This is a genomic window from Pengzhenrongella sicca (assembly GCF_017569225.1).
Lineage (GTDB): Bacteria > Actinomycetota > Actinomycetes > Actinomycetales > Cellulomonadaceae > Pengzhenrongella > Pengzhenrongella sicca.
Map to the genome: position 1 here is coordinate 46,759 of NZ_CP071868.1, position 21,614 is coordinate 68,372.

Here is a 21,614-nt window from a genome sequence, read left to right on the forward strand (position 1 = left end):
CCCTGACCTCCCTCCCGATCGATGCGCTCGCCCATCGCACCGACGCGGCCGTCGACTTCGCCGACCGGCACATCGGCCCGCGCGGCGCCGAGACCGCCCACATGCTCGCGCAGCTCGGCTACGAGAGCCTCGACGCCCTCGTCGACGCCGCGGTGCCAGCGACGATCCGCGCTGAGGTCCCGCTCGACCTCCCCGCGCCGCGCTCGGAGCCCGAGGTGCTCGCCGCTCTGCGCGCCATCGCCGCGAAGAACACCGTGATGACGCAGATGATCGGCCTCGGCTACTCCGACACGATCACGCCGCCGGTGATCCGCCGCAACGTGCTCGAGTCGCCCGCCTGGTACACCGCCTACACGCCCTACCAGCCGGAGATCTCGCAGGGTCGGCTCGAGGCCATGCTCAACTTCCAGACGATGGTCGCCGACCTCACCGCGCTGCCGATCGCCAACGCGTCCCTGCTCGACGAGGCCACCGCCGTCGCGGAGGCCGCGCTGCTCATGCGCCGCGCGGTCAAGGGCCGCCCGAACGGCGTCATCGTGCTCGACGCCGAGTGCCTGCCCCAGACGATCGCCGTGACCCTCGGCCGCGCCCAGGCGATGGGCGTCCCCGTCGTCGTCGCCGAGCTGACCGATTTCCTGCCCGCCGGGCTCGGGGGCGACGACGGCGTGATCGGCGTCGTCCTGCAGCAGCCCGGCCGGTCGGGCGTCGTGCGCGACCTGCGCGGCATCGTGGCGCAGGCCAAGGCCGCCGGCGCGCTCGTCACGATTGCGGCCGACCTCCTGTCGCTCACCCTGCTGACGCCGCCCGGCGAGCTTGGGGCCGACGTCGCGGTCGGCAGCACCCAGCGCTTCGGGGTCCCGCTGTTCTACGGCGGCCCGCACGCTGCGTACATGGCGGTGCGCACGGGCCTCGAGCGCACCCTCCCGGGCCGCCTCGTCGGGGTGTCCGTCGACGCCGACGGCGCCCCCGCCTACCGCCTCGCGCTGCAGACCCGCGAGCAGCACATCCGCCGCGAGAAGGCGACGAGCAACATCTGCACGGCGCAGGCGCTGCTCGCGATCGTCGCGTCGATGTACGCCGTCTACCACGGGCCCGACGGGCTGCGGGCGATCGCGGACCGCGTGCACGACCGCGCCGACCTGCTCGCCCGCGAGCTGCGCGGGGCCGGCGTCGCCGTCGAGCACGACGCGTTCTTCGACACCGTCCGCACGCGGGTACCCGGCCGGGCACGCGCCGTCGTCGCCGCGGCCGCCGAGCGCGGCATCAACCTCTGGGCCGACGACGACGACCACGTCCAGGTCGCGTGCGACGAGACGACGACGCCGGCGCACGTCCTGGCCGTCGTCCTCGCCTTCGTGGCGGCTGGCGCGGCGCCCGACGCCGACCCGGTCGCGGTGACCGACGGCTTCGGGCTCGCGGGCCACGGCACGTCGATCCCCGACCAGCACCGGATGACCGACTACCTCACCCACCCCGTCTTCCACGCGCACCGCTCGGAGACCGCGATGCTGCGCTACCTGCGCCGCCTCGGCGACAAGGACCTCGCGCTCGACCGGTCGATGATCCCGCTGGGCTCGTGCACGATGAAGCTCAACGCGACGACCGAGATGGAGCCGATCTCCTGGCCCGAGTTCGCGTCGATCCACCCGTTCGCGCCGCGCGAGCAGGCCGCCGGGTACACCGAGCTGATCGGGGACCTCACGGCCTGGCTTGCCGAGATCACGGGCTACGCGGCGGTGTCCGTGCAGCCCAACGCCGGCTCGCAGGGCGAGTTCGCCGGCCTGCTCGCGATCCGCGGGTTCCACCGCGCCACCGCCGCGCCGGGCGCGCCCGCGCGCGACGTGTGCCTGATCCCCGCGTCCGCGCACGGGACGAACGCGGCGTCGGCGGCGCTCGCCGGGCTGCGCGTCGTCGTCGTCGCGACCGATGCCGACGGGTCGGTGCAGCTCGACGACCTGGTCGCCAAGCTCGCGACGCACGGCGACCGCGTCGCGGCGATCATGATCACCTACCCGTCGACGCACGGCGTCTACGAGGAGCACGTGCGCGAGGTCTGCGCGCTGGTGCACGCCGCCGGCGGCCAGGTCTACATCGACGGCGCGAACCTCAACGCGCTGGTCGGGCTCGCGCGGCCGGGGGAGTTCGGCGGCGACGTGTCGCACCTGAACCTGCACAAGACCTTCTGCATCCCGCACGGCGGCGGCGGGCCCGGCGTCGGCCCGATCGCCGTCGGCGCGCACCTCATCCCGTACCTGCCGGGCGACCCGCTCGTCGCCGCTCCGGCCGCCGGGCAGGGCACGCCGGTGTCCGCCGCGCCGTTCGGGTCGGCCGGGATCCTGCCGATCTCGTGGGCCTACGTCGCGCTGATGGGCGCGGACGGCCTGCGCCGGGCGACCGAGACCGCCGTCCTCGGGGCCAACTACATCGCCTCGCGCTTGACCGAGCACTACCCGGTGCTCTACACGGGCCCGAACGGGCTGGTCGCGCACGAGTGCATCCTCGACCTGCGCCCGATCACCAAGGCCACGGGCGTCACGGCCGAGGACGTCTCCAAGCGGCTGATGGACTACGGCTTCCACGCGCCGACGGTCTCGTTCCCGGTCTCCGGGACGCTCATGGTCGAGCCGACCGAGAGCGAGGACCTCGCCGAGGTCGACCGGTTCATCGACGCGATGATCGCGATCCGGGGCGAGATCGACGCGGTCGCCGCGGGCCGCTGGCCGCTGGCCGACTCGCCGCTGCGCGGGGCGCCGCACACCGCGGCCGCGCTCACGGCCGACGAGTGGACGAAGCCCTACTCGCGCGAGCAGGCCGCCTACCCGATCGCGGCGCTGCGCGCCGACAAGTACTGGCCGCCGGTGCGCCGCATCGACAGCGCCCACGGCGACCGCCACCTCATCTGCAGCTGCCCCCCGATCGAGGCGTACGAGCAGTGAGCTCCCCGACCCGTCCGCCGCGCCCCACCGAAAGCGAGCCGTCAATGACCGACGTCCCCGACCTGCAGAGTCAGTCAGACCAGCAGAGTCAGTCGGATCGGCACAGCCCTCTGCACGCCGAGCACCTCGCGCTCGACGCGGTGATGGTGCCGTTCGCCGGCTGGCTCATGCCGCTGCGCTACTCGAGCGACCTCGCCGAGCACAGGTGCGTCCGCCGCGCAGCCGGGATCTTCGACCTCTCGCACATGGGCGAGCTCCGGGTCGAGGGCGCCCAGGCGGGCGCGGCACTCGACTACGCGCTCGTCGGCAACCTCACGGCGGTGCCCGTCGGCAAGGCGCGATACACGATGATCTGCGCGGCCGACGGCGGCGTCATCGACGACCTGGTCGTGTACCGGACCGGCGCGCAGGCCTACCTCGTCGTCGCGAACGCGTCGAACGCCGAGGTCGTGTTCGCAGAGCTGCTCGCGCGCGCGGCGGGCTTCGAGGCGAGCGTCACGGACGAGTCCGCGCAGACCGCGCTGATCGCCGTCCAGGGCCCGCACGCGCAGCGCATCGTGACCGCCGTGACCGCGGCCGGCGACGTCGACGCCGTCGCGAACCTGAAGTACTACACGGGGCTGCCCGCCACGGTCGCCGGGGTCGAGGCGCTCGTGGCCCGCACCGGCTACACCGGCGAGGACGGCTTCGAGCTCTTCGTGCCGGCGGCCCGGGCCGCCGAGCTGTGGCGCGCGTTGCTCGCCGCCGGCGAGCCGGCCGGCCTCGTGCCCGCCGGCCTCTCGGCGCGCGACAGCCTCCGGCTCGAGGCGGGCATGCCCCTGTACGGCAACGAGCTCGACCGGACGACGACGCCGTTCGAGGCGGGCCTGGGTCGGGTCGTCAAGCTCGACAAGGTCGACGCCGACGGCGCACCGCTCGCCTTCGTGGGCCGCGGCCCGCTCGCGGCGCGCAGGTCGTCCCCACCGGCGCGCGTCCTGGTCGGGCTCGAGGGCCTCGGCAGGCGCGCCGCCCGGCACGGCTTCGCGGTGCTCGCCGGGGTGGAGAAGGCGGACGTCGTCGTCGGCCACGTCACCTCGGGCGCGCCGTCGCCGTCGCTCGGCCATCCGATCGCGATGGCGTACGTGACCCCCGAGCTCAGCGCCGCGGGCACGCTCCTCGCCGTGGACGTGCGGGGCCGGGCCGAGCCGGTGCGCGTCGTGGCGTTGCCGTTCTACCGTCGTCCCCAGTAGTCGCACCCGACTCGCCCCGCATCCGCACAGCCCGCCCCGCACCGCATCAGAGGAGACCCGCGTGAGCACCTTCCCCGCCGACCTGTCCTACACCGCCGAGCACGAGTGGCTCGCGCAGGGCGACCCGGTCGCGTTCGGCATCACGGACACGGCGTCGGAAGCCCTGGGCGACATCGTCTACCTCGAGCTGCCCGCCGTCGGCGACGAGATCGTCGCGGGCGCCGTGTGCGGAGAGATCGAGTCGACCAAGTCCGTGTCCGAACTGTTCTCGCCCGTGAGCGGCACCGTCGTCGAGGTCAACCAGGCAGCGGTGGACGATCCGTCACTGGTCAACTCCGACCCGTACGGCGCCGGCTGGCTCCTCAAGGCGACCGTGACGGCCACCGGCCCGCTGCTGAGCGCCGCCGAGTATCAGGTACTGACTGCTGGCTAGCCTGTTCGGGTGATGTGGCCGAAATAACATTGAACGCTCTAGCAGTGCTGTGACCTGCATAGATGCGTCGAAGTCGACCCATCTGGTCCCCTCCTGTGCGCAGGTGAAGGAGTTCACCGGGGAAGTTCGCGTCATAGCCTCGCCGCCTTGACGTCTCACATGGTGTCAGGCAACCGCGGCGTAATCGCCAAGTCGTTGGCGGGGCTACCGTGATCATCCGGAGGTATGGCATGAGCACTCTCGAACTGGTCAGGAACACCGACACCGCGACGACGCTCGTCGAGCCGCTCACCCGGCGGGAGCTCGTCGTTCTCGGGCACCTCTCGGACGACGTCACCCTCGAAGAGATCGCCTCGACCCTGTTCGTCACCCGCAACACGGTGAAGTCACAGGTTCGCAGCCTCTACCGCAAGATCGGCGTCTCGTCGCGAGCCGACGCCGTCGCCTGGGCACAGACCGTCGGTCTGCGCTGACCCCTCCCGCTCCGCACTGGCCCTCGGCTCCGCACTGACTCTCGGCTCCGCACCCCCTGGGGAACCGGCCGCCAGTGACCGACCGCCCCACTCCCTGACACCACCCCCGCAACGCACGAGCTGCCACCGACCCGCGCCTGGCACACTCGCGCCATGACTGCCGCCCCCGTCCTGGTCGTCGCCGCAGCACTCGTCGACGACCTCGCCGCGCCGAGCGCGCTGCTCGCCGCCCGCCGGTGCACGCCGGCGGCGCTGGCGGGCAGGTGGGAGTTTCCGGGCGGGAAGGTCGAGCCCGGCGAGCCGCCGCGGGACGCGTTGCGGCGCGAGATCCGCGAGGAGCTCGGCGTCGAGATCCGGCTGGGCGCCGAGCTGGTCGGCCCGGCCGAGGGCGCGTGGCCCCTGGCCCGGCCCTACGTGCTGCGGCTGTGGCTGGCCGCCGTCGTCGGCGGAACCCCGCGCCCCCTCGTCGAGCACGACGAGCTGCGCTGGCTGCCGGCCGGCCGCTGGCACGACGTCCCGTGGCTCGACGCCGACCTCCCGATCCTCACCGCCCTGGTCGGCGCGGTGGTCCCCCGCTGAGCGGACCACCGCGCCGACCGTGCTGCCGGGCCGACGCCGCGGCGGCGGTGGTCAGGCCGGCAGCGTCGCGCGCACGGTCTTCGCGGCCGCGACGATGTGCTCGAGGCTGCCGATCACCTCGTCGTACTTGCGCGTCTTGAGGCCGCAGTCGGGGTTGACCCACAGCTGATCGGCCGCGACCGAGCCGACGGCCTTGCCGAGCAGCTCGGTGACCTCGGCCTCGCTCGGGATGCGGGGCGAGTGGATGTCGTAGACCCCCGGGCCGATGCCGCGCTGGTAGCCCTGCGCCGCGATGTCGGCCAGGATCTCCATCCGCGAGCGGGCCGCCTCGATGCTCGTCACGTCGGCGTCCAGGCCGTCGATCGCGCCGAAGATCTCGCCGAACTCTGAGTAGCACAGGTGCGTGTGGATCTGGGTCTCGGGCCGCACGCCCGAGGTGGCAAGCCGGAACGACGCGACGGACCAGTCCAGGTACGCCGCGTGGTCAGCCGCGCGCAGGGGGAGCAGCTCGCGCAGCGCGGGCTCGTCCACCTGCACGACGCCGATGCCGGCGGCCTCGAGGTCGCCGATCTCGTCGCGGAGCGCGAGCGCGACCTGGTTGGCGGTGTCCCGCAGCGGCTGGTCGTTGCGCACGAACGACCAGGCCAGGATCGTGACCGGGCCGGTCAGCATGCCCTTGACCGGCTTGTTCGTCAGCGACGCGGTGAACGTGGACCAGCGCACCGTGATCGGCGCGGGCCGCGCGACGTCGCCCCACAGGATCGGGGGCCGCACGCAGCGCGAGCCGTAGGACTGGACCCAGCCGTTCTGGGTGGCCGCGAACCCGTCGAGGTTCTCGGCGAAGTACTGCACCATGTCGTTGCGCTCGGGCTCGCCGTGCACGAGCACGTCGAGGCCGATCCGCTCCTGCAGCTCGACGACCCGGCGGATCTCCGCCTGCATCTCGGCGTCGTACTGCTCGGTGGTCAGGTCGCCCTTGGCGTGCGCGGCCCGGGCCTTGCGGATCTCCGGGGTCTGGGGAAACGAGCCGATCGTCGTGGTCGGCAGGGGCGGGAGCTGCAGGCGGGCGGCCTGCTCCGACTTGCGCGTCGCGAAGTCCCCGCGGTGGAAGTCTCCGTCGGCGAGGTCCGCCAGGCGGCCCCGCACCTCCGGGCGTACGACGCCGGGCGCCTGGGTCCGGTTTGCGAGCCCGGCCCGGGAGGCCTCGAGGCGGTCGGCGACGGCGTCGCGCCCCTTGGTCAGCCCCTGCGAGAGGGTGACGACCTCGCCGACCTTCTGGTCGGCGAACGCGAGCCAGGCGCGCAGGGTCGGGTCGAGCGCGGGCTCGTCCTCGACGTCGTGCGGGACGTGCAGCAGCGACGTCGAGGTGCCGACGGCGACGGCGGCGGCGCCGAGCCCGCGCAGGGACTCGAGCGTGTCGAGCGCGGAGCCGAGGTCGGCGCGCCAGATGTTGTGGCCGTCCACGACGCCCGCGACCAGCGTCTTCGTCTCCAGCCCGGCGACCGGGCCGGTCGGGGCGGCGCCCCGGACGAGGTCGATCGCGATCGCGTCGACGTCGGTGCTGGCGAGCACCGGCAGCGCCGAGCCGAGGCCGCCGTAGGGCGCGGCGACGACGATCGCGGGCCGGTTCGGCCGTGTGAGCTCGGTGGACAGCACGCCGTAGGCCTCCACGAGCGCGGCGAGCACCCGCTCGGGGGTCGCCTCGATCGAGTCGGAGACGAGCGCGGGCTCGTCGAGCTGGACCCACGTCGCGCCGGCCGCGGCGAGCGCGGTGAGCAGCTGGACGTAGACGGGCAGGAGGTCCGCGAGCCGGTCGATCGGCGCGAAGCCCGCCGGGGCGCCGTCGGCGGCCTTGGCCAGCAGGAGGAACGTGACCGGGCCGACGAGGACGGGGCGGGTGAGCACGCCCTCGGCGAGGCCCTCGGCGAACTCGTGGACCACGCGGTCGTCCGCGAACCGGAACGCGGTGTCCGGGCCGATCTCCGGCACGAGGTAGTGGTAGTTGGTGTCGAACCACTTGGTCATCTCGAGCGGCAGGTCGTCGCCCGCGCCGCGCGCCAGCGTGGAGTAGCCGGCGAGGTCGAGGCGGCCCGTGGCCGGGTCGGCCAGGTGCGCGAACCGGGCGGGCACGACGCCGGCGAGCACCGCCGCGTCGAGCACCTGGTCGTAGTACGAGAAGTTCGACGGGATCGAGGCGTTCGACGGGTCGAGGCCCAGCTCGACGAGGCGGGAACGGGTGCGCGTGCGGAGCGCGGCGGCGGCGGTCTCGACGTCGGCGGCGCTCGAGCGACCGGCCCAGAAGGACTCGATCGCCTTCTTGAGCTCGCGGCGCGGGCCGATCCGGGGGTAGCCGAGGATCGTCGCGGCCGGGAACTCCGGCGCGGCGGGAGAGGTGTTCGGGGTGGGGGAGGTGCTGAGCGGAGTGGTCGGGCTGGGCTGTTCGGTCATGTCGATCCTCTAGATGGAGATGTAGTCAGGCTGGGCGGGCGTGCTCTGCGGCCTTCCGGCCGGCGGGGGAGCCATCGGGGCTCCCCCGCGCAGGTGCGCGCCCTCGAGCAGGTCAAGTGCGGCCTCGTGCTTGTTGAACGTATAGATGTGCAGGCCAGGGGCGCCGCCGTCGAGCACGGCCTTGGCCACCTCGACGCTTGCGCGGATCCCCACCCGGTGCCGTTGGGCGGGGCTGTCCGCCGCCTCGAGGGCGGCCAGCAGCTCGCGGGGGACTCTGATGCCGCTGAGGGCCTCGACCCGCAGCAGCCGCGCGGGCTCCGTGGTCGGGATCAGTCCCGCGACGATCGGGATCGTGATGCCGGCGGCGCGCGCGTCCCGCACCAGGTCGAGGTAGTGCTGCGGATCGTAGAAGAGCTGGGTGATCGCGAAGTCCGCGCCGGCGTCCTGCTTGGCCTGCAGCGCGCGCAGGTCCTGCTCGCGGCTGCTGCCGGCGATCGGGTTGCCGTTCGGGAACGCCGCGACCGCGACGCTCAGGCGGTGGGCGGCGCCGCGCAGCGCCTGGCTCGGGGACAGCCCGCAGCGGGCCGCCTCGACCTCGCGGATCAGGTCGACGAGCTCGCTCGCGCGGGTCAGCCCGGCCGGGTTCGGGCGCCAGTCCGGCTGCCCGGCCGGCGGGTCCCCGCGCAGCGCGAGGAAGCTGCGCACGCCCTCGTCGAGGAACTCCTCGATGATCGCGGTGACCTCGTCGCGCGAGGTGCCGACGCAGGTCAGGTGGGCGATCGGCAGGACCGAGGTGCTCGCGAGCAGCTCGCGGACCAGGTCGCGGGTGGTCTGGCGCGTCGACCCGGACGCGCCGTACGTCACCGAGATGAAGTCGGGGCGGACGGCGGCGAGCGCCTCGACCGTCGTCCAGAGCTTCTCGAGCGTCTGCGGGGTCCGCGGCGGGAAGAGCTCGAACGAGACCGTGGGCCGGTCGTTGGCGCGCGCTGGGCGGGGCGCGGCGCGCTCGGGACTCGGTGCGCCTGAAAAACCGGTAGTCGGCATGTCAACTCCATCGGTCCTGGCGGAAGCACCCACACCCTCGCACGCGAGGGGGGTTGCTGCGGCATCATCGAGCCAGGTCTCTCAGCCGCTCTGGATGGTGTCGAGAGCATAGACCGGCGCAGAGGACCGCGATACCCCCGCGCCGCATCGTGGGACGGTGGCGCTCGCGACGCTGCCGCAGCGGGGGACGCAGGCGCGCGGCGCGATCAGGACCGGCCCGCCCGCGCCAGGACGACCGGGCAGCTCGCGAGGTGGTCGTCCACCAGGCCGCACGCCTGCATCGACGCGTACGCCGTCGTCGGGCCGACGAACCGGAACCCGTTGGCCTTGAGCTCGCGTGCGAGCGCCGTCGACTCGGGCGTGAGCCCGGGCACGCCCTCCCACGACTGCGGGCGGGGCCGCGCGACGTCGGCGCTCGGGGCGTGGGACCAGACGAGCTCCGAGAGCGTCCGGCCGCTGTCCCACAGCCCGAGGATCGCGCGCGCGTTCGCGATCGTCGCCGCGATCTTCAGCCGGTTGCGCACGATCGAGGCGTCGGCCAGCAGCCGCGCGGTGTCCTCGTCGCCGAAGCGCGCGACGACCCTCGGGTCGAAGTCGGCGAACGCGGCGCGAAAGGCCGGGCGCTTGCGCAGGATCGTCAGCCACGACAGTCCGGACTGGAAGGCCTCGAGGCTCACGCGCTCGAAGAGCTCGTGCTCGCCGCGCACCGGGACCCCCCACTCGGTGTCGTGGTACTCGGCGTAGAGCGGGTCGCCATCACCGAAGCAGCGGGCGCCGGGAGTTGTCATGGGGCCCAGTGTTTCCTGTCGCGCCCACACCCGGCGAACACCGGGTCAAAGCCTGTGGACGACGCCGAGCGTTGGCGTCGCCGCTTGTGGACGACGACGAGTGTGGGCGTTCGGCTCGATCGCGCCCGAGTGTGGGACTTCTGCTGGCTGAATCGGCTCCGAACCGGCAGATCGCCCACACGCGCCGGGGTCTGAGCGGAACGCCCACACTCGCGCCGCCCACCCCAGCCCGGCCGGCGGCGCCGCGCCGCTCAGGTCAGGATCGCGCGGATCCGCTTCTCCGAGATCGGCGTCGGGGTGCCGAGCTGCTGGGCGAACAGGCTGACGCGCAGCTCCTCGAGCATCCAGCGGACCTCCGCGAGGGCCGCGTCCCGGACCGGGTCAGGAGCGGCGCTCGCCGCGCGCTGGCGCGCCTGCGCATAGGCGTCCTCGAGGTCACGGATCCGCCAGCCGATCTCGGCGTCCCGGTTCGGGTCCTGGGCGGCCTTGGTGAGGCGGTGCCGCGCCGCGCGGAGGTACCGCGCGAGATGAGGAAGGCGCGCCGCACCCGCCTCGGCGACGAAGCCGTCGTGCACGAGCGCCGCCGACTGCTCGCGGATGTCTTGCAACGTGTTCAGCAGGGCGAGGCTGGTGGCCGCCCGGACGGCGCCGTCGAGCTCGCGCGCCGCCGTGAGCACGGTCACGACGTCGGCGACCGTGCGGTGGACGGCGTCCTCGAGCTCGCCACGCGCCTGGTCCCGGACCCGTGTGTACGTGACCAGGTCGCGCACCCCGGCCGTGGGCGCCGCGGCGTCGAGCAGCGAGCCGACGGTGGCGAGCTGCACGTCGGCGACGAGCGCCGGGGTGCTGCGGTAGGGGCTCGCGGCGAGCGTGAGCGCCTGCGTCCCGGACCAACGCGACGTGATGCGCGCCGTCGCGAGCCCGGTCTCCAGGAGCAGCAGTCTGCGCAGCCCGCGCGCGTGCGCCGCGGCCTGCCGGGCCGGGTCGGCCAGGACCCGCAGCGAGACCTGGAGCTCGCGGGCAGGGCCGCGCTCCTCGACGAGCGCCGGGTACCCGCGCACGGTGAGTCCGCCGGCGACGGGCGTCTCGACCAGGTCGGGGATGCGCCCGCCGTCGAGGCCGGTCGGCCAGGTGGTCAGTGCGGTGCGCTCCGCGATCGCGGGCGCAGCGGAGGTCTCGGGGTTGCCGGCGCTACCGGCGCCGGCGCCCGATCCGGGGGCCGGCCGGGCGGGAGCGCTGGGCCGGGGACCACCGCCGGCAGTCGTACCGACCGGTGCCGCACGACCGCCGGCCGTGGTCGGGCCGGCCGCCGTCGCGGCCCGCGCCGACTCCCGTGCCGACTCCCGCACGGCGTCGCGCACCGCCGAGCGCACCGCGACCCGGACGGCGTCCTGGGTGTGCGCGGCGAGCCGGCGCTGGAGCACGACCAGGTCCTTGCCCTCGTCGACGACGACGGACGCGCTGCCGCGCTCCTCCTCGACCCGGAACGTCATGCGCAGGTGCGCGGGGAGCCGCTCGTCGTCCCACGCGTCGGCGGGGATCTCGACCCCGCGCAGCTCGCGAACCGCCGCGGCCACGGCGTCGTGCATGGACCCCGCCATGTCGCCCGCCCGCACCGTGTCGAGCCACGACGGCAGGTTCGCGTCGATCCAGCCGACGACGTCGCGCGCGACGTCGGGCGCCGGCACCAGCTGCACGCGCACGGGCTTCGCGAGCGAGCGGATGAGTGCGACAACGAGCTCCTCGCGGACGCCGGGGACCATCTGGTCGAAGCCCTCGGGGCGCACGCGGTTCAGCACCACGACCGGGAGGTGCACGGTCACGCCGTCGGCGTCGGTGCCCGGCTCGAACTGGTACGTCAGCGGCAGCTCGAGGTCGCCCTGCGGCCAGACGTCCGGGAAGTCGGTCTCGCTGACCGCCCCGAGCTCGGTGTCGGGCACGAGCATCGCGAGCGTGAAGTCGAGCAGGTCGGGCTCGGTGCGCTGCGCCGTCCTCCACCACGTGTCGAAGTGCCGCGCGGAGACGACGTCGGCCGGCACGCGCTCGTCGTAGAAGGCGTAGAGCGCGTCGTCGTCGACCACGAGGTCGCGGCGGCGCGCGCGGTGCTCGAGGCTCTCGGCCTCGGCCAGCAGCGCGCGGTTGTCGTGGAAGAACGCGTGGTGCGTGGTCCACTCGCCGTCGACGAGCGCGTGCCGGATGAACAGCTCGCGCGCGTGCTCGGGGTCGACCTTCGCGTACAGCACGCGGCGCTGGGCGACGATCGGGACGCCGTAGAGCAGCACCTTCTCGGACGCCATCGCGGCGCCCTGCTTCGTGGACCACGCCGGGTCGGAGTACGTGCGCTTGACCAGGTGCGCGGCGAGGTCCTCCGCCCACTCGGGCTGGATCCGGGCGGCGTCGCGCCCCCACAGCCGCGAGGTCTCCACGAGCTCGCCGACCATGATCCAGGCCGGGGGTTTGCGGGACAGCGGCGAGCCGGGGAAGATCGCGAACCGCGCGCCGCGCGCCCCCAGGTACTCGTTGCGCCCGCCCTTGCGGGCCGACGCCGGGGGCTTGCGCTGGGGGTGGGCCGCGGCGGCGCGCACCTCGGTCACCTCCTGCATGCCGAGCTGCGAGAGCAGGCCGGACAGCAGCGAGACGTGGATGCGGTCGCCGTCCCAGTCGAGCCGCAGCGCCGTCGGGTCAGGCCCGGTGTCGCTCGCGAGCTGGGTCTGCGCGGCGCCCGGGGCGGTGCGGCGCCGGGGCGCGGCGGGGGCCGACGACGTCGCGCCGGTCGGTCCCGACGACGTCGCGGCGGGGATGGCCGCGTCGGGCGCGCTCCGCGGCGCGGGCGGCTCGACCCGGATGCCGAGCGGCTTGGCCATCTGGCGCAGCTGCGTCACGACGTCCTGCCACTCGCGTAGGCGCATGTAGTTGAGGTGCTCGTTGCGGCACATCCGGCGGAACGCCGAGCTGGAGAGCTCGCGCTGAGAGTCCTTCACGTGCTCCCACAGGTTCAGGTACGTGAGGAAGTCGGAGGTCGGGTCGGCGAACCGCGCGTGCAACTGGTCGGCCTGCTGGCGCTGCTCGAGCGGGCGCTCGCGCGGGTCCTGGATGGACAGCGCGGCGGCGATGATGATGACCTCGCGCGCGACGCCGCGGCGCCCGCCCTCGACGATCATCCGGCCCAGCCGCGGGTCCATCGGCAGCTGCGCGAGCGCCCGGCCGACCTCGGTCAGCCGCGCGCCGGGGCCGTTCGCGACGCCCTCGAGCGCGCCGAGCTCGGTGAGCAGCTGGACCCCGTCCCGGATCGAGCGCGTGTCGGGCGGCTCGACGAACGGGAACTTCGCGACGTCGTCGGGCGTGGAGGCGACCCCGACCGCGACCATCTGCAGGATGACCGCGGCCAGCGACGTGCGCAGGATCTCGGGCTCGGTGAACTCGGGCCGGGACTCGAAGTCGGCCTCGGAGTACAGCCGGATCGCGATGCCGTCCGCGACGCGCCCGCACCGGCCCGCGCGCTGGTTCGCGCTCGCCTGGGAGATCGGCTCGATCGGCAGCCGCTGGACCTTGGTCGCCTTCGAGAACCGCGAGATCCGCGCGGTGCCCGGGTCGACGACGTACCGGATGCCCGGCACCGTCAGCGACGTCTCGGCGACGTTCGTGGCGAGCACGACGCGGCGCGTACTGTGCCGCTCGAACACCTTGTGCTGCTCGGCGGACGACAGGCGCGAGTACAGCGGGATGATCTCGACGGAGTCCGAGCGGCGCTGGTCGGCGACCCGCGGGCCGAGGTGGCCCACGAGCGCGTCCTCGGCGTCGCGGATCTCGCGCTCGCCCGAGAAGAACACGAGGATGTCGCCCGGGCCCTCGGCGCACAGCTCATCGACCGCCTCGCAGACGGCCGTGAGCGGGTCGCGCTCGTCCTGCTTGGGCGCGCGCGCGGCGGGGGCCCCCGCGCCGGCCTCGGGCGGATCGGGCGTGAGCGGGCGGTACCGGATCTCGACCGGGTAGGTGCGGCCGGTGACCTCCACGACCGGCGCGGGCGCGCCGTCGGCGGAGGCGAAGTGCTCGGCGAACCGCGCGGAGTCGATCGTCGCGGAGGTGATGACGACCTTGAGGTCCGGGCGCTGCGGCAGCAGGCGCGTGAGGTACCCGAGGATGAAGTCGATGTTGAGCGAGCGCTCGTGCGCCTCGTCGATGATCAGGGTGTCGTAGGCGCGCAGCATCGGGTCGCGCTGGATCTGAGCGAGCAGGATGCCGTCGGTCATGACCCGCACGAGCGTGCCGTCGCTCGAGGTGTCGGTGAACCGGACCTGGTACCCGACGATCTCGCCGAGCGGCGTGCCGATCTCCTCCGCGATCCGCTCCGCGACCGTCCGCGCGGCGATGCGCCGCGGCTGCGTGTGCCCGATCTGCCCGGCGCGGCCCCTGCCGAGCTCGAGCAGGATCTTGGGCAGCTGGGTCGTCTTGCCGGACCCGGTCTCGCCGGAGACGATCACGACCTGGTGGTCGCGGATCGTCGCGGAGATGTCGTCGCGCCGCGCGGAGACGGGCAGGTCGGGCGGGTAGTGGATCGGCGGGACGACGACGGCGCGGCGCACCTGGGCCTTGCGGCCCACCCGGGCCGTCTGCTGCGCGTCCACCTGCTCGGGGCGGTGCTCGCCGCCGTGGTCGCGGCGATCGCCTCGATCGGCGCGGTCGCTGCCGCGTGCCTTCGTGTCAGTGGTCCGCGGCGCCCCGCCGCGGGCGCGCGGACCCCCGCCGCGACGTCGTCGGCCGCGGGTCGGGGTGGTCGGCGTGGTCGGGGTCGACGCGGTCGCCGACTCGTGCGGGGTCGGGCCCCCGCCGTCCGTGCCCACCTCGTGCTCGCCCATGTCCGACCATTCTCCCCCGAGCCGGGCGGGGGCGCGCCGCGGCGCGGGTCGAGGCGGCGCGGGTCAGGACGCAGCGGGTCACGACGCAGCGGGTCAGGACGCCGCGGTGAAGGTGAGCACCTCGTTGCCGTCCGCGTCGGCGAGCGTGAGCTGGTCGTCGGTCGCGTCGTACGCCGTCGCCTGGGCGAGCAGGTCGGTGAACGCCGACTCCGCCGCCATCGCCGGTTCGGGCCCGGCCATCAGCGTGGACCGGAGCGTGCCGACCGAGAAGCCGCCGTCGTCGTCGGCCGAGTACTCCCCGCCGTAGGTGTTGACGCCGGACGAGCCGGTGACCTGGCCGTCCGCGAACTCGGCCGTGATCGTGACGGAGGCGGGGTCGATCGCGCTGGCCGACGACCGGGTGAGGGTCCACGACGTGCCGTCGAGCGCGTCGCCGCCGCCCGAGCAGCCCGCGGCGGCGAGGGTCACGGCGAGCACGAGCAGCGGGACGAGGCCGGCCCGTCGCCGGTGGGTCGGGCGCTGGCCGGTCGCGCGCCTGCCGGTCATGCGCTCGCGGGGGTGCCCGGGCCGGTGTTCTCGCGGCCCGGAGTGCGCTTGTCGAGCACGCGCTTGACCACGATGACGGGCAGCAGGAGCGTCGCGATCATGGTCGTGATCCACACGATGAGGGAGGCGAAAACCCACGTGTCGAACCCGTCGATCGTCAGCCCGTCGGTCACGAAGGACGTGATCAGCAGGGCGACGACGGTCGTCACGAGGCCGATGCCGCCGAGGACGGGCGGCGCGTACCGTTTGGCCAGCATGGCCACGAAGGGGGCGAGGATCGACTGCGCCGCGGCGAACACGACGACCACGGTGACGAAGCCGCTCGTGGTGAGGTTCATGCCGTCGAGCAGGTAGGTCGCGACCAGGAGACCCGCCGCCGCCGAGACGAGCCAGACCGCCAAGCCGAGGAGAAATCGGATCATCACAGGCTCCCTTGGGTGCGGACTCCCCTGACAGCACGGGCCAGCGAGAGCGAGGCGCCACGGTGCGTCTCATTCCGCGCATTTCAGGCTAGCGCGTCGCCCGCACGCTGACCAGGACCCTCCGCCCGGGCGCGCAGCTTGAGGCACAGCCGCTTGAGCTCCGCCTGCTCGGCCGGGCTCAACGCCGTGCCGACCCGCGCCACGATCGACCGGCTGTGCCGGCGGCCGAGCTCGAGCTGGGCCGCACGGCCGTCGGCCGTCAGCCCGACGAGCGTGCCCCGACCGTCGAGAGGATCGCGTTCGCGCCGGACGAGCCCCTCGCCCTCCATGCGCTCGATGAGGCGGCTCAGGCCCGGCTGGCTGAGCCGCACCGTCGCCGCGAGCTCGCCGAGCCGCGCCGTCCCGCCCGGAAACCCGGTCAGCGTGTAGAGCACGTCGTACTCGGCCATGGAGACGCGCTCGCCGCGAAAGTCCTCGGCGAACTCCTTGATGAGGGTGACGTGGGCGCGCAGCAGCGCCTCCCAGGCATCGACGGCGAGGTGGGTCATCGGCCCGGCCTGCTCTCGTGGGGGCGGATCCGGGGGAGGGCGCGGGGTCGATGCGGGTGCATGGAGACAACGGTAGGCCGCCAGTGCCGACCCCGGCCGCCGCGCGAGCCCTAGAGTGCCGGGATGACGGCTGAAGGGACGGGCACCGGGGCTGCGGCGCCTGAGGGTGCGGCGCGCGCTGCGGCGGCGCTCGACGCCGCGGGGCTCGGCTACGTGCTGTCCGCGCACGGCCCGGTCTCGTCCCTCGCCGAGGCAGCGGCGGCGCGGGGGCTCGACCCGAGCGCCATCGTGAAGACGCTCGTGGTGCGCCGGGCGGATGACGACTTCCTCTTCGTGCTCGTCCCGGGCGACCGGTCGATCTCGTGGCCCAAGCTGCGCGAGCTGCTCGGCGTCGCGCGCCTGTCGATGCCCGACGCCGCGATCGCCAAGGCGGTGACCGGGTACGCGCGGGGCACGATCACCCCGTTCGGCGCGGCGCGCGCCTGGCCCGTGGTCGCCGACGAGCGCGTGACCGGCCGGCCGGTCTCGATCGGCGCGGGTGCGCACGGCGTCGCGGCGACGGTCGACGGCACGGAGCTCGTCCGGGTCCTCGGGGCGACCGTCGCGGACGTGACCGAGGCCCTCGCGCCGCCCGCCTGAGCCTGGGGACGACGGGACCCCGGGAAGTCGGGACCCGGGGAAGTCGGGACCCCAGGTAGTCGGGCCCCCAGGCCCCCGAGACGTCGACCCGACGCCGAGCGCGCTTGCGGCGAGTGTGGGCAATCTGCTGACGCACCGGCCGGTGTGGGCAATCTGCCGGTTCAGATCGCTCGAGGGGGACCGAAGGACCACATTCGCGTGCGTGAGAGCCGAACGCCCACACGCCCGACCCCGCTCGGCCCCGCCCGACGCCGCCCGACCCGGTCCGGGGGCTCCGGGCCGGCCGGGCGGGTCGCTTCCGGGCTCAATCGACCCGATCCGGGCGTCGCGCGGAGCGCCTCGGCGGAGGTGTCGGTGGTCCGGGCTACCGTCGCAGCCATGCGGCTCTTGCACACCTCCGACTGGCACCTCGGCCGGACCCTGCACGGCGTCGACCTGCTCGAGCACCAGGCCGCGCACCTCGAGCACCTCGTCGACGTGACGCGCAGCGAGGGCGTCGACGCCGTCCTCGTCGCGGGCGACGTCTACGACCGCGCCGTCCCTCCGGTCGAGGCGGTCGCGCTGTTCTCGGAGACCCTCGCCCGCCTCGCCGAGCACGCCGTCGTCGTCGTGACCTCGGGCAACCACGACTCGGCGATTCGGCTCGGCTTCGCGGCCGGACTCATGCGCCCGGGCGTGCACCTGCGGACACGGGTGGCCGACGTCGCGGCGCCGGTCCTGCTCCCGGGCGCCGGGCGGGCGGGCGGCCCGGACGTGCTCGTCTACGGCCTGCCCTATCTCGACCCGGACGTGGTCCGCCGCACGCTCGCCGCCGACCCGGAACAACCGCTCGCCCGCTCGCACGAGGCCGTGACGCGCGCCGCGATGGACCGCGTGCGCGCCGATCTCGCGGCCCGTACGGCCGTCGCGGCGGCCGCCGGCACCGCTCGCCCGCGGTCGGTGGTGCTCGCGCACGCGTTCGTGCTCGGCGGTGCGGCGTCGGAATCGGAGCGGGACATCCGCGTCGGCGGTGTCGACCACGTGCCGGCGGGGATCTTCGCCGGGACGGACTACGTCGCGCTCGGGCACCTGCACGGGCCGCAGCGGGTGTCGGGCCCGGCCGGGACGGTGCTGCGATACTCCGGCTCGCCGCTCGCGTACTCGTTCTCGGAGGTGCACCACGCCAAGTCGAGCGTGCTGGTCGAGATCGGGGCCGGCGGCGTCGTCGGCGAGCCCGCGCTGATCGCGGCCCCCGTGCCGCGGCGGATCGCCGAGGTGTCCGGGACGCTCGAGCAGCTGCTCGGGCCTGCGGGCGACGGCCACGTCGAGGACTGGCTGCGGGTGCTCGTGACCGACCCCGCCCGGCCGGCGGACCTGTACGCCCGCGTCAGGGCACGATTCCCGCACGCACTCGTCGTGCAGCACCGGCCGCCGGCGGCCGGCGGCGGGTACGAGCACCAGGTGGTGACCTCGGCGCGGGACCCGCTCGAGGTCGCCGCCGAGTTCGTCCGGCACGTCACGGCGGCCGGGCCGACCGCCGCGGAGGCCGGCGCGCTGCGCGCGGCGCTCGAGCGCGTCGTCGCCCTGGAGCGCAGCGCCTGATGCAGCTCCGTTCCCTCACCCTGCAAGCCCTCGGCCCGTTCGCGGGCAGGTACACGATCGACTTCGAGCAGCTCGGAGCCTCCGGGCTCTACCTGCTCGAGGGCCCCACCGGCGCCGGCAAGTCCACGCTCATCGACGCGATCGTCTTCGCGCTCTACGGCAAGGTCGCCTCGGCCGACGCGAGCGACGACCGCCTGCGGTCCGGTTACGCCGACGACGCGACGGAGACGTTCGTCGACCTCGTCTTCGAGACGGGCGCGGGCTGCTACCGGGTGCGCCGCAGCCCCGAGTGGCAGCGGGCGAAGAAGCGCGGGTCCGGCACGACGAAACAGCAGGCGACCGTGAAGCTCTGGCGGCTGGCCGGGCCCGACGCAGCGCGGTCCGGGCCCGGAGGCGGCATCGACCCCGACGCGGGCGAGCTGATCTCCGCCCGGCTGGACGAGGCCGGCCCGGAGATCCAGCGCGCGATCGGACTGGATCGCGCCCAGTTCGTCCAGACGATCGTGCTGCCGCAGGGTGAGTTCGCGAGCTTCCTGCGCGCAGACCCGGAGCACCGCCGAGGGCTGCTCCAGAAGGTGTTCGGCACCGCCGTCTACGAGAAGGTCCAGGAGCAGCTCGGCGCGATGCGCGTCGACGCCCAGCGTGCGGTCACCCAGGCGCTCTCCGGCGTGGGGACCGCTGCGGCGCACTTCGTCGGTGCGGCGGGCATCCCCGAGCTTTCGGGCGACGAGACGCCCGAGAGCGAGCTGGTGGGCGGTGCGCGGATCGGGCTCGCGAGCGGCGCCCAGCTGAGGGCGCTCGCCGACGTCGCCGCCCCGGAGCTGGTGCTGGCCGTGAGCGCGCACGTCGAGTCCCTGGCGATCGAGGCCGAGCGTGCCGGCGACGCCGAGGCGCGCGCGTCGGCGGCGCTGCGGCTCGCGCGCGACGTTCTCGACGACACGCGGGCGCTCGGGGAGCTCCTCGCGCGTCGCGAGAAGCTGCGGGCCGAGCGCACCCAGTTCCACGCCAGCGCCGCGACCTTCGCCGACGGCGTCGCGCGCCGCGACCGCGCCCGGCGGGCGGCTGTCGTGGCGTCGGTGCTCACCGCCGCGCGGCTGGCCGACGGTGCGGCCGAACGCGCCCGGGAGCAGCTCGCGGGCGCGCGGTCTCGGGTGCCGGCGGCGCTCGCGCGGCTGGATCGCGCCACGCTCGCGACGGCGCGCGACGCGATCGCCGCGCAGGTCGCGACGCTGCATCGGCTCGAGGCGCTCGAGCGCGGCCTGCCGGCCCGGCGCAAGCGGCTCGCGGCGGACGAGGCGACGTTGTCCGCCGCGGTGGCCGAGCAGCAGGCGCTCGCCGCCGACGCCGCGGCCCGGCCGCAGCGGCGCCGCGAGCTCGTGGCCGCGGTCGACGCGGCGCAGGAGGTGGCCGCCGACCTGCCGATGCGCCGGCAGCGCGCCGAGGGGGCCCGCGGCGGGCTCGCCGCCGCCGTCGCGGTGCGCGACCTCGACCGCAGGCTCGCAACGGCGAGCACCGCCGCGGCGGCCGCGCTCGGGATTGTCACGGCGGCGATCTCGACCGAGGCACGGCTGCGCACGCGCCGGCTCGCGGGCATGGCGGGCGAGCTCGCGGCCGGCCTGTCCGACGGAGCGCCGTGCCCGGTGTGCGGCGGCCTCGAGCACCCCACGCGGGCCGCGCTCGAGGCCGACCATCCGTCCGCCGCGCAGGTCGAGGCCGCCGAACGCGAGCGTGTCGAGGCCGAGAAGGTGTCGGCGCGAGCGAGTGCCCTGGTCGCGACGCTGACGGAACGAACCGCGGGGCAGCGCGAGCTCGCCGGCGAGCGCACGGTCGCCGAGCACGAGGCCGCCGTCGCCGGGCTGGTCGCGGACGTCGACCGCGCGACGGCTGCCGTGACCGAGGCCGCGACGCTCCGGGCGCAGCTTGCCGACCACGACGTCGCGAGCGGCGAGCTCCAGGACCGCCGCCACGCCCTCGCGACCTCGATCGCCGCGGCGGTCGCCTCGATCGGGGCGCTGCGGGCCGAGGTCGCGGCCGCCCAGGACGAGGTCGACGCGGCCCGCGGGAGCTCGCCGTCGGTCGCGGCGCGCGTCGCCGAGCTCTCCGCGCAGGTGCGCGCCTGCGACGGGTTCGCCGCGGCGCTCGAGGCCGCGGCCCGGGCCGAGGACGACCGGGGCAGGCGCGCCGCCGAGCTGGCGGGCGGCCTCGCGGCCCAGGGCTTCGCCGACGAGGCGGGGGCGTCGTCGGCGCTGCTGCCGGCGGCGGACCTCGCGCAGCTGGAGAGCACGCTCGCCGCCTACGAGGTCGGACTCGCGCGGGTCGAGGCGGGCCTGGCGGAACCGGCGCTCGCGGCCCTGGCGGACGACGTCGTGGTCGACCTCGGGCGTGCCCGCGAGGCGCATGCCCGCGCGGAGGCGGTCGCGGGCGCCGCGGGCCGTGCGGCCGCGCTCGCGGCGAGCTCGGCGTCGTCGGCGGTGACGGCGCGGGCGGCCGTCGAGGCGGCGCTCGCGGCGCACGAGACCGCGCGCCGGGTCGCGGCGCCAGTGACGCGCATGGCCGACCTCGCCGCGGCGTCGGGCGGCGACAACGCCAAGCGCCTCACGCTCGCGACGTACGTGCTGGTCAAGCGGTTCGAGGACGTCGTCGCGGCCGCGAACGAGCGACTGCTGTCGATGTCCGACGGGCGGTTCGAGCTGATCCGCAGCGACGAGCGGGAGGACGTCCGCAGCCGGCGCACCGGCCTGTCGATGAAGGTGATCGACCACCGGATGGACGCCGCGCGCGACCCGCGCACGCTGTCCGGCGGCGAGACCTTCTACGTCTCGCTCTGCCTCGCGCTCGGGATGGCCGACGTCGTGACCGCGGAGGCCGGCGGCATCGAGCTCGGGACCCTGTTCGTCGATGAGGGCTTCGGGTCGCTCGACCCCGAGACGCTGGAGGCCGTGCTCGTCGTGCTCGGCAAGCTGCGCACGGGGGGGCGGGTGGTCGGCGTCGTCTCGCACGTCGAGGCGCTCAAGCAGGCGATCGCGGAACGGATCGAGGTCCGGCGGCTCCCCGCGGGCCCGAGCACGCTGACGGTCCGGGCGGGCTGACCG

General features: G+C 74.8%; 15 protein-coding genes and 1 riboswitch. Of the genes, 8 read left to right on the forward strand and 7 right to left on the reverse strand.

What is annotated here, in order from left to right; genetic code table 11:
- Positions 1-17: 17 nt before the first annotated feature.
- The 5 genes from gcvP to J4E96_RS00240 all read left to right on the forward strand — a co-directional run bounded on the left by gcvP (position 18) and on the right by J4E96_RS00240 (position 5,650).
- Positions 18-2,936: an aminomethyl-transferring glycine dehydrogenase gene (gene gcvP, locus J4E96_RS00220; RefSeq protein ID WP_227425598.1), complete on the forward strand. Its 2,919-nt coding sequence runs from the start codon at positions 18-20 to the stop codon at positions 2,934-2,936.
- A 44-nt stretch (positions 2,937-2,980) separates the two neighbouring features.
- Entirely contained in the window at positions 2,981-4,165 is a 1,185-nt protein-coding gene (gene gcvT / locus J4E96_RS00225; RefSeq protein WP_227423829.1) for a glycine cleavage system aminomethyltransferase GcvT, read from the forward strand.
- Positions 4,166-4,226: 61 nt separating this feature from the next.
- Positions 4,227-4,598 (forward strand): glycine cleavage system protein GcvH, encoded by a 372-nt coding sequence (gene gcvH / locus J4E96_RS00230; RefSeq protein WP_227423830.1) that lies wholly within the window; start codon positions 4,227-4,229, stop codon positions 4,596-4,598.
- A gap of 230 nt (positions 4,599-4,828) precedes the next feature.
- Entirely contained in the window at positions 4,829-5,071 is a 243-nt protein-coding gene (locus tag J4E96_RS00235) for a LuxR C-terminal-related transcriptional regulator (RefSeq protein ID WP_227423831.1), read from the forward strand.
- A 153-nt stretch (positions 5,072-5,224) separates the two neighbouring features.
- Positions 5,225-5,650, forward strand: a complete 426-nt coding sequence (locus J4E96_RS00240) for a (deoxy)nucleoside triphosphate pyrophosphohydrolase (RefSeq protein WP_227423832.1) — start codon at positions 5,225-5,227, stop codon at positions 5,648-5,650.
- Positions 5,651-5,701: 51 nt separating this feature from the next.
- Here J4E96_RS00240 and metE read toward each other — a convergent pair whose 3' ends face one another.
- The 7 genes from metE to J4E96_RS00275 form a co-directional block, all read right to left on the reverse strand.
- On the reverse strand, positions 5,702-8,098 hold the full coding sequence (gene metE, locus J4E96_RS00245; protein ID WP_227423833.1) for a 5-methyltetrahydropteroyltriglutamate--homocysteine S-methyltransferase: 2,397 nt from the start codon (positions 8,096-8,098) through the stop codon (positions 5,702-5,704).
- A gap of 9 nt (positions 8,099-8,107) precedes the next feature.
- Positions 8,108-9,142 carry a methylenetetrahydrofolate reductase gene (locus J4E96_RS00250; protein WP_227423834.1) on the reverse strand — a complete coding sequence of 345 codons (1,035 nt, stop codon included), beginning with the start codon at positions 9,140-9,142 and terminating at the stop codon, positions 8,108-8,110.
- A gap of 4 nt (positions 9,143-9,146) precedes the next feature.
- Positions 9,147-9,243: riboswitch (SAM riboswitch) on the reverse strand.
- 105 nt (positions 9,244-9,348) lie between these two features.
- Positions 9,349-9,930, reverse strand: coding sequence for a DNA-3-methyladenine glycosylase I (locus J4E96_RS00255; RefSeq protein ID WP_227423835.1), 582 nt, complete (start codon positions 9,928-9,930; stop codon positions 9,349-9,351).
- Positions 9,931-10,181: 251 nt separating this feature from the next.
- Positions 10,182-14,786, reverse strand: a complete 4,605-nt coding sequence (hrpA, locus tag J4E96_RS00260; RefSeq protein ID WP_227423836.1) for an ATP-dependent RNA helicase HrpA — start codon at positions 14,784-14,786, stop codon at positions 10,182-10,184.
- Between the two features lie 93 nt (positions 14,787-14,879).
- Entirely contained in the window at positions 14,880-15,332 is a 453-nt protein-coding gene (locus J4E96_RS00265; protein WP_227423837.1) for an META domain-containing protein, read from the reverse strand.
- Complete coding sequence (locus J4E96_RS00270; protein WP_227423838.1) at positions 15,329-15,754, reverse strand: phage holin family protein; 426 nt, start codon at positions 15,752-15,754, stop codon at positions 15,329-15,331. The genes J4E96_RS00265 and J4E96_RS00270 overlap by 4 nt, the downstream gene beginning before the upstream one ends.
- 83 nt (positions 15,755-15,837) lie before the next feature.
- Complete coding sequence (locus J4E96_RS00275) at positions 15,838-16,302, reverse strand: MarR family winged helix-turn-helix transcriptional regulator (protein WP_227423839.1); 465 nt, start codon at positions 16,300-16,302, stop codon at positions 15,838-15,840.
- 123 nt (positions 16,303-16,425) lie between these two features.
- On the opposite strand from J4E96_RS00275, the gene J4E96_RS00280 reads away from it, so the two are divergent.
- The 3 genes from J4E96_RS00280 (at position 16,426) to J4E96_RS00290 (ending at position 21,611) form a co-directional block, all read left to right on the forward strand.
- Entirely contained in the window at positions 16,426-16,941 is a 516-nt protein-coding gene (locus J4E96_RS00280; protein WP_227423840.1) for an aminoacyl-tRNA deacylase, read from the forward strand.
- A gap of 378 nt (positions 16,942-17,319) precedes the next feature.
- The gene (locus tag J4E96_RS00285; RefSeq protein WP_227423841.1) at positions 17,320-18,522 is read left to right on the forward strand and encodes an exonuclease SbcCD subunit D; all 1,203 of its coding nucleotides are present in this window, start codon (positions 17,320-17,322) and stop codon (positions 18,520-18,522) included.
- Positions 18,522-21,611 carry an AAA family ATPase gene (locus tag J4E96_RS00290; protein ID WP_227423842.1) on the forward strand — a complete coding sequence of 1,030 codons (3,090 nt, stop codon included), beginning with the start codon at positions 18,522-18,524 and terminating at the stop codon, positions 21,609-21,611. The genes J4E96_RS00285 and J4E96_RS00290 overlap by 1 nt, the downstream gene beginning before the upstream one ends.
- The last annotated feature ends 3 nt before the right edge of the window (positions 21,612-21,614 follow it).

Excerpts from the sequence above, each read along its gene's own strand:
- gcvT (WP_227423829.1), top strand. The coding sequence starts at position 2,981 with ATGACCGACGTCCCCGACCTGCAGAGTCAGTCAGACCAGCAGAGTCAG.
- J4E96_RS00235 (WP_227423831.1), top strand. The coding sequence starts at position 4,829 with ATGAGCACTCTCGAACTGGTCAGGAACACCGACACCGCGACGACGCTC.
- J4E96_RS00240 (WP_227423832.1), top strand. The coding sequence starts at position 5,225 with ATGACTGCCGCCCCCGTCCTGGTCGTCGCCGCAGCACTCGTCGACGAC.
- metE (WP_227423833.1), bottom strand. The coding sequence starts at position 8,098 with ATGACCGAACAGCCCAGCCCGACCACTCCGCTCAGCACCTCCCCCACC.
- J4E96_RS00250 (WP_227423834.1), bottom strand. The coding sequence starts at position 9,142 with ATGCCGACTACCGGTTTTTCAGGCGCACCGAGTCCCGAGCGCGCCGCG.
- J4E96_RS00255 (WP_227423835.1), bottom strand. The coding sequence starts at position 9,930 with ATGACAACTCCCGGCGCCCGCTGCTTCGGTGATGGCGACCCGCTCTAC.
- hrpA (WP_227423836.1), bottom strand. The coding sequence starts at position 14,786 with ATGGGCGAGCACGAGGTGGGCACGGACGGCGGGGGCCCGACCCCGCAC.
- J4E96_RS00265 (WP_227423837.1), bottom strand. The coding sequence starts at position 15,332 with ATGACCGGCAGGCGCGCGACCGGCCAGCGCCCGACCCACCGGCGACGG.
- J4E96_RS00270 (WP_227423838.1), bottom strand. The coding sequence starts at position 15,754 with ATGATCCGATTTCTCCTCGGCTTGGCGGTCTGGCTCGTCTCGGCGGCG.
- J4E96_RS00275 (WP_227423839.1), bottom strand. The coding sequence starts at position 16,302 with ATGACCCACCTCGCCGTCGATGCCTGGGAGGCGCTGCTGCGCGCCCAC.
- J4E96_RS00280 (WP_227423840.1), top strand. The coding sequence starts at position 16,426 with ATGACGGCTGAAGGGACGGGCACCGGGGCTGCGGCGCCTGAGGGTGCG.
- J4E96_RS00285 (WP_227423841.1), top strand. The coding sequence starts at position 17,320 with ATGCGGCTCTTGCACACCTCCGACTGGCACCTCGGCCGGACCCTGCAC.
- J4E96_RS00290 (WP_227423842.1), top strand. The coding sequence starts at position 18,522 with ATGCAGCTCCGTTCCCTCACCCTGCAAGCCCTCGGCCCGTTCGCGGGC.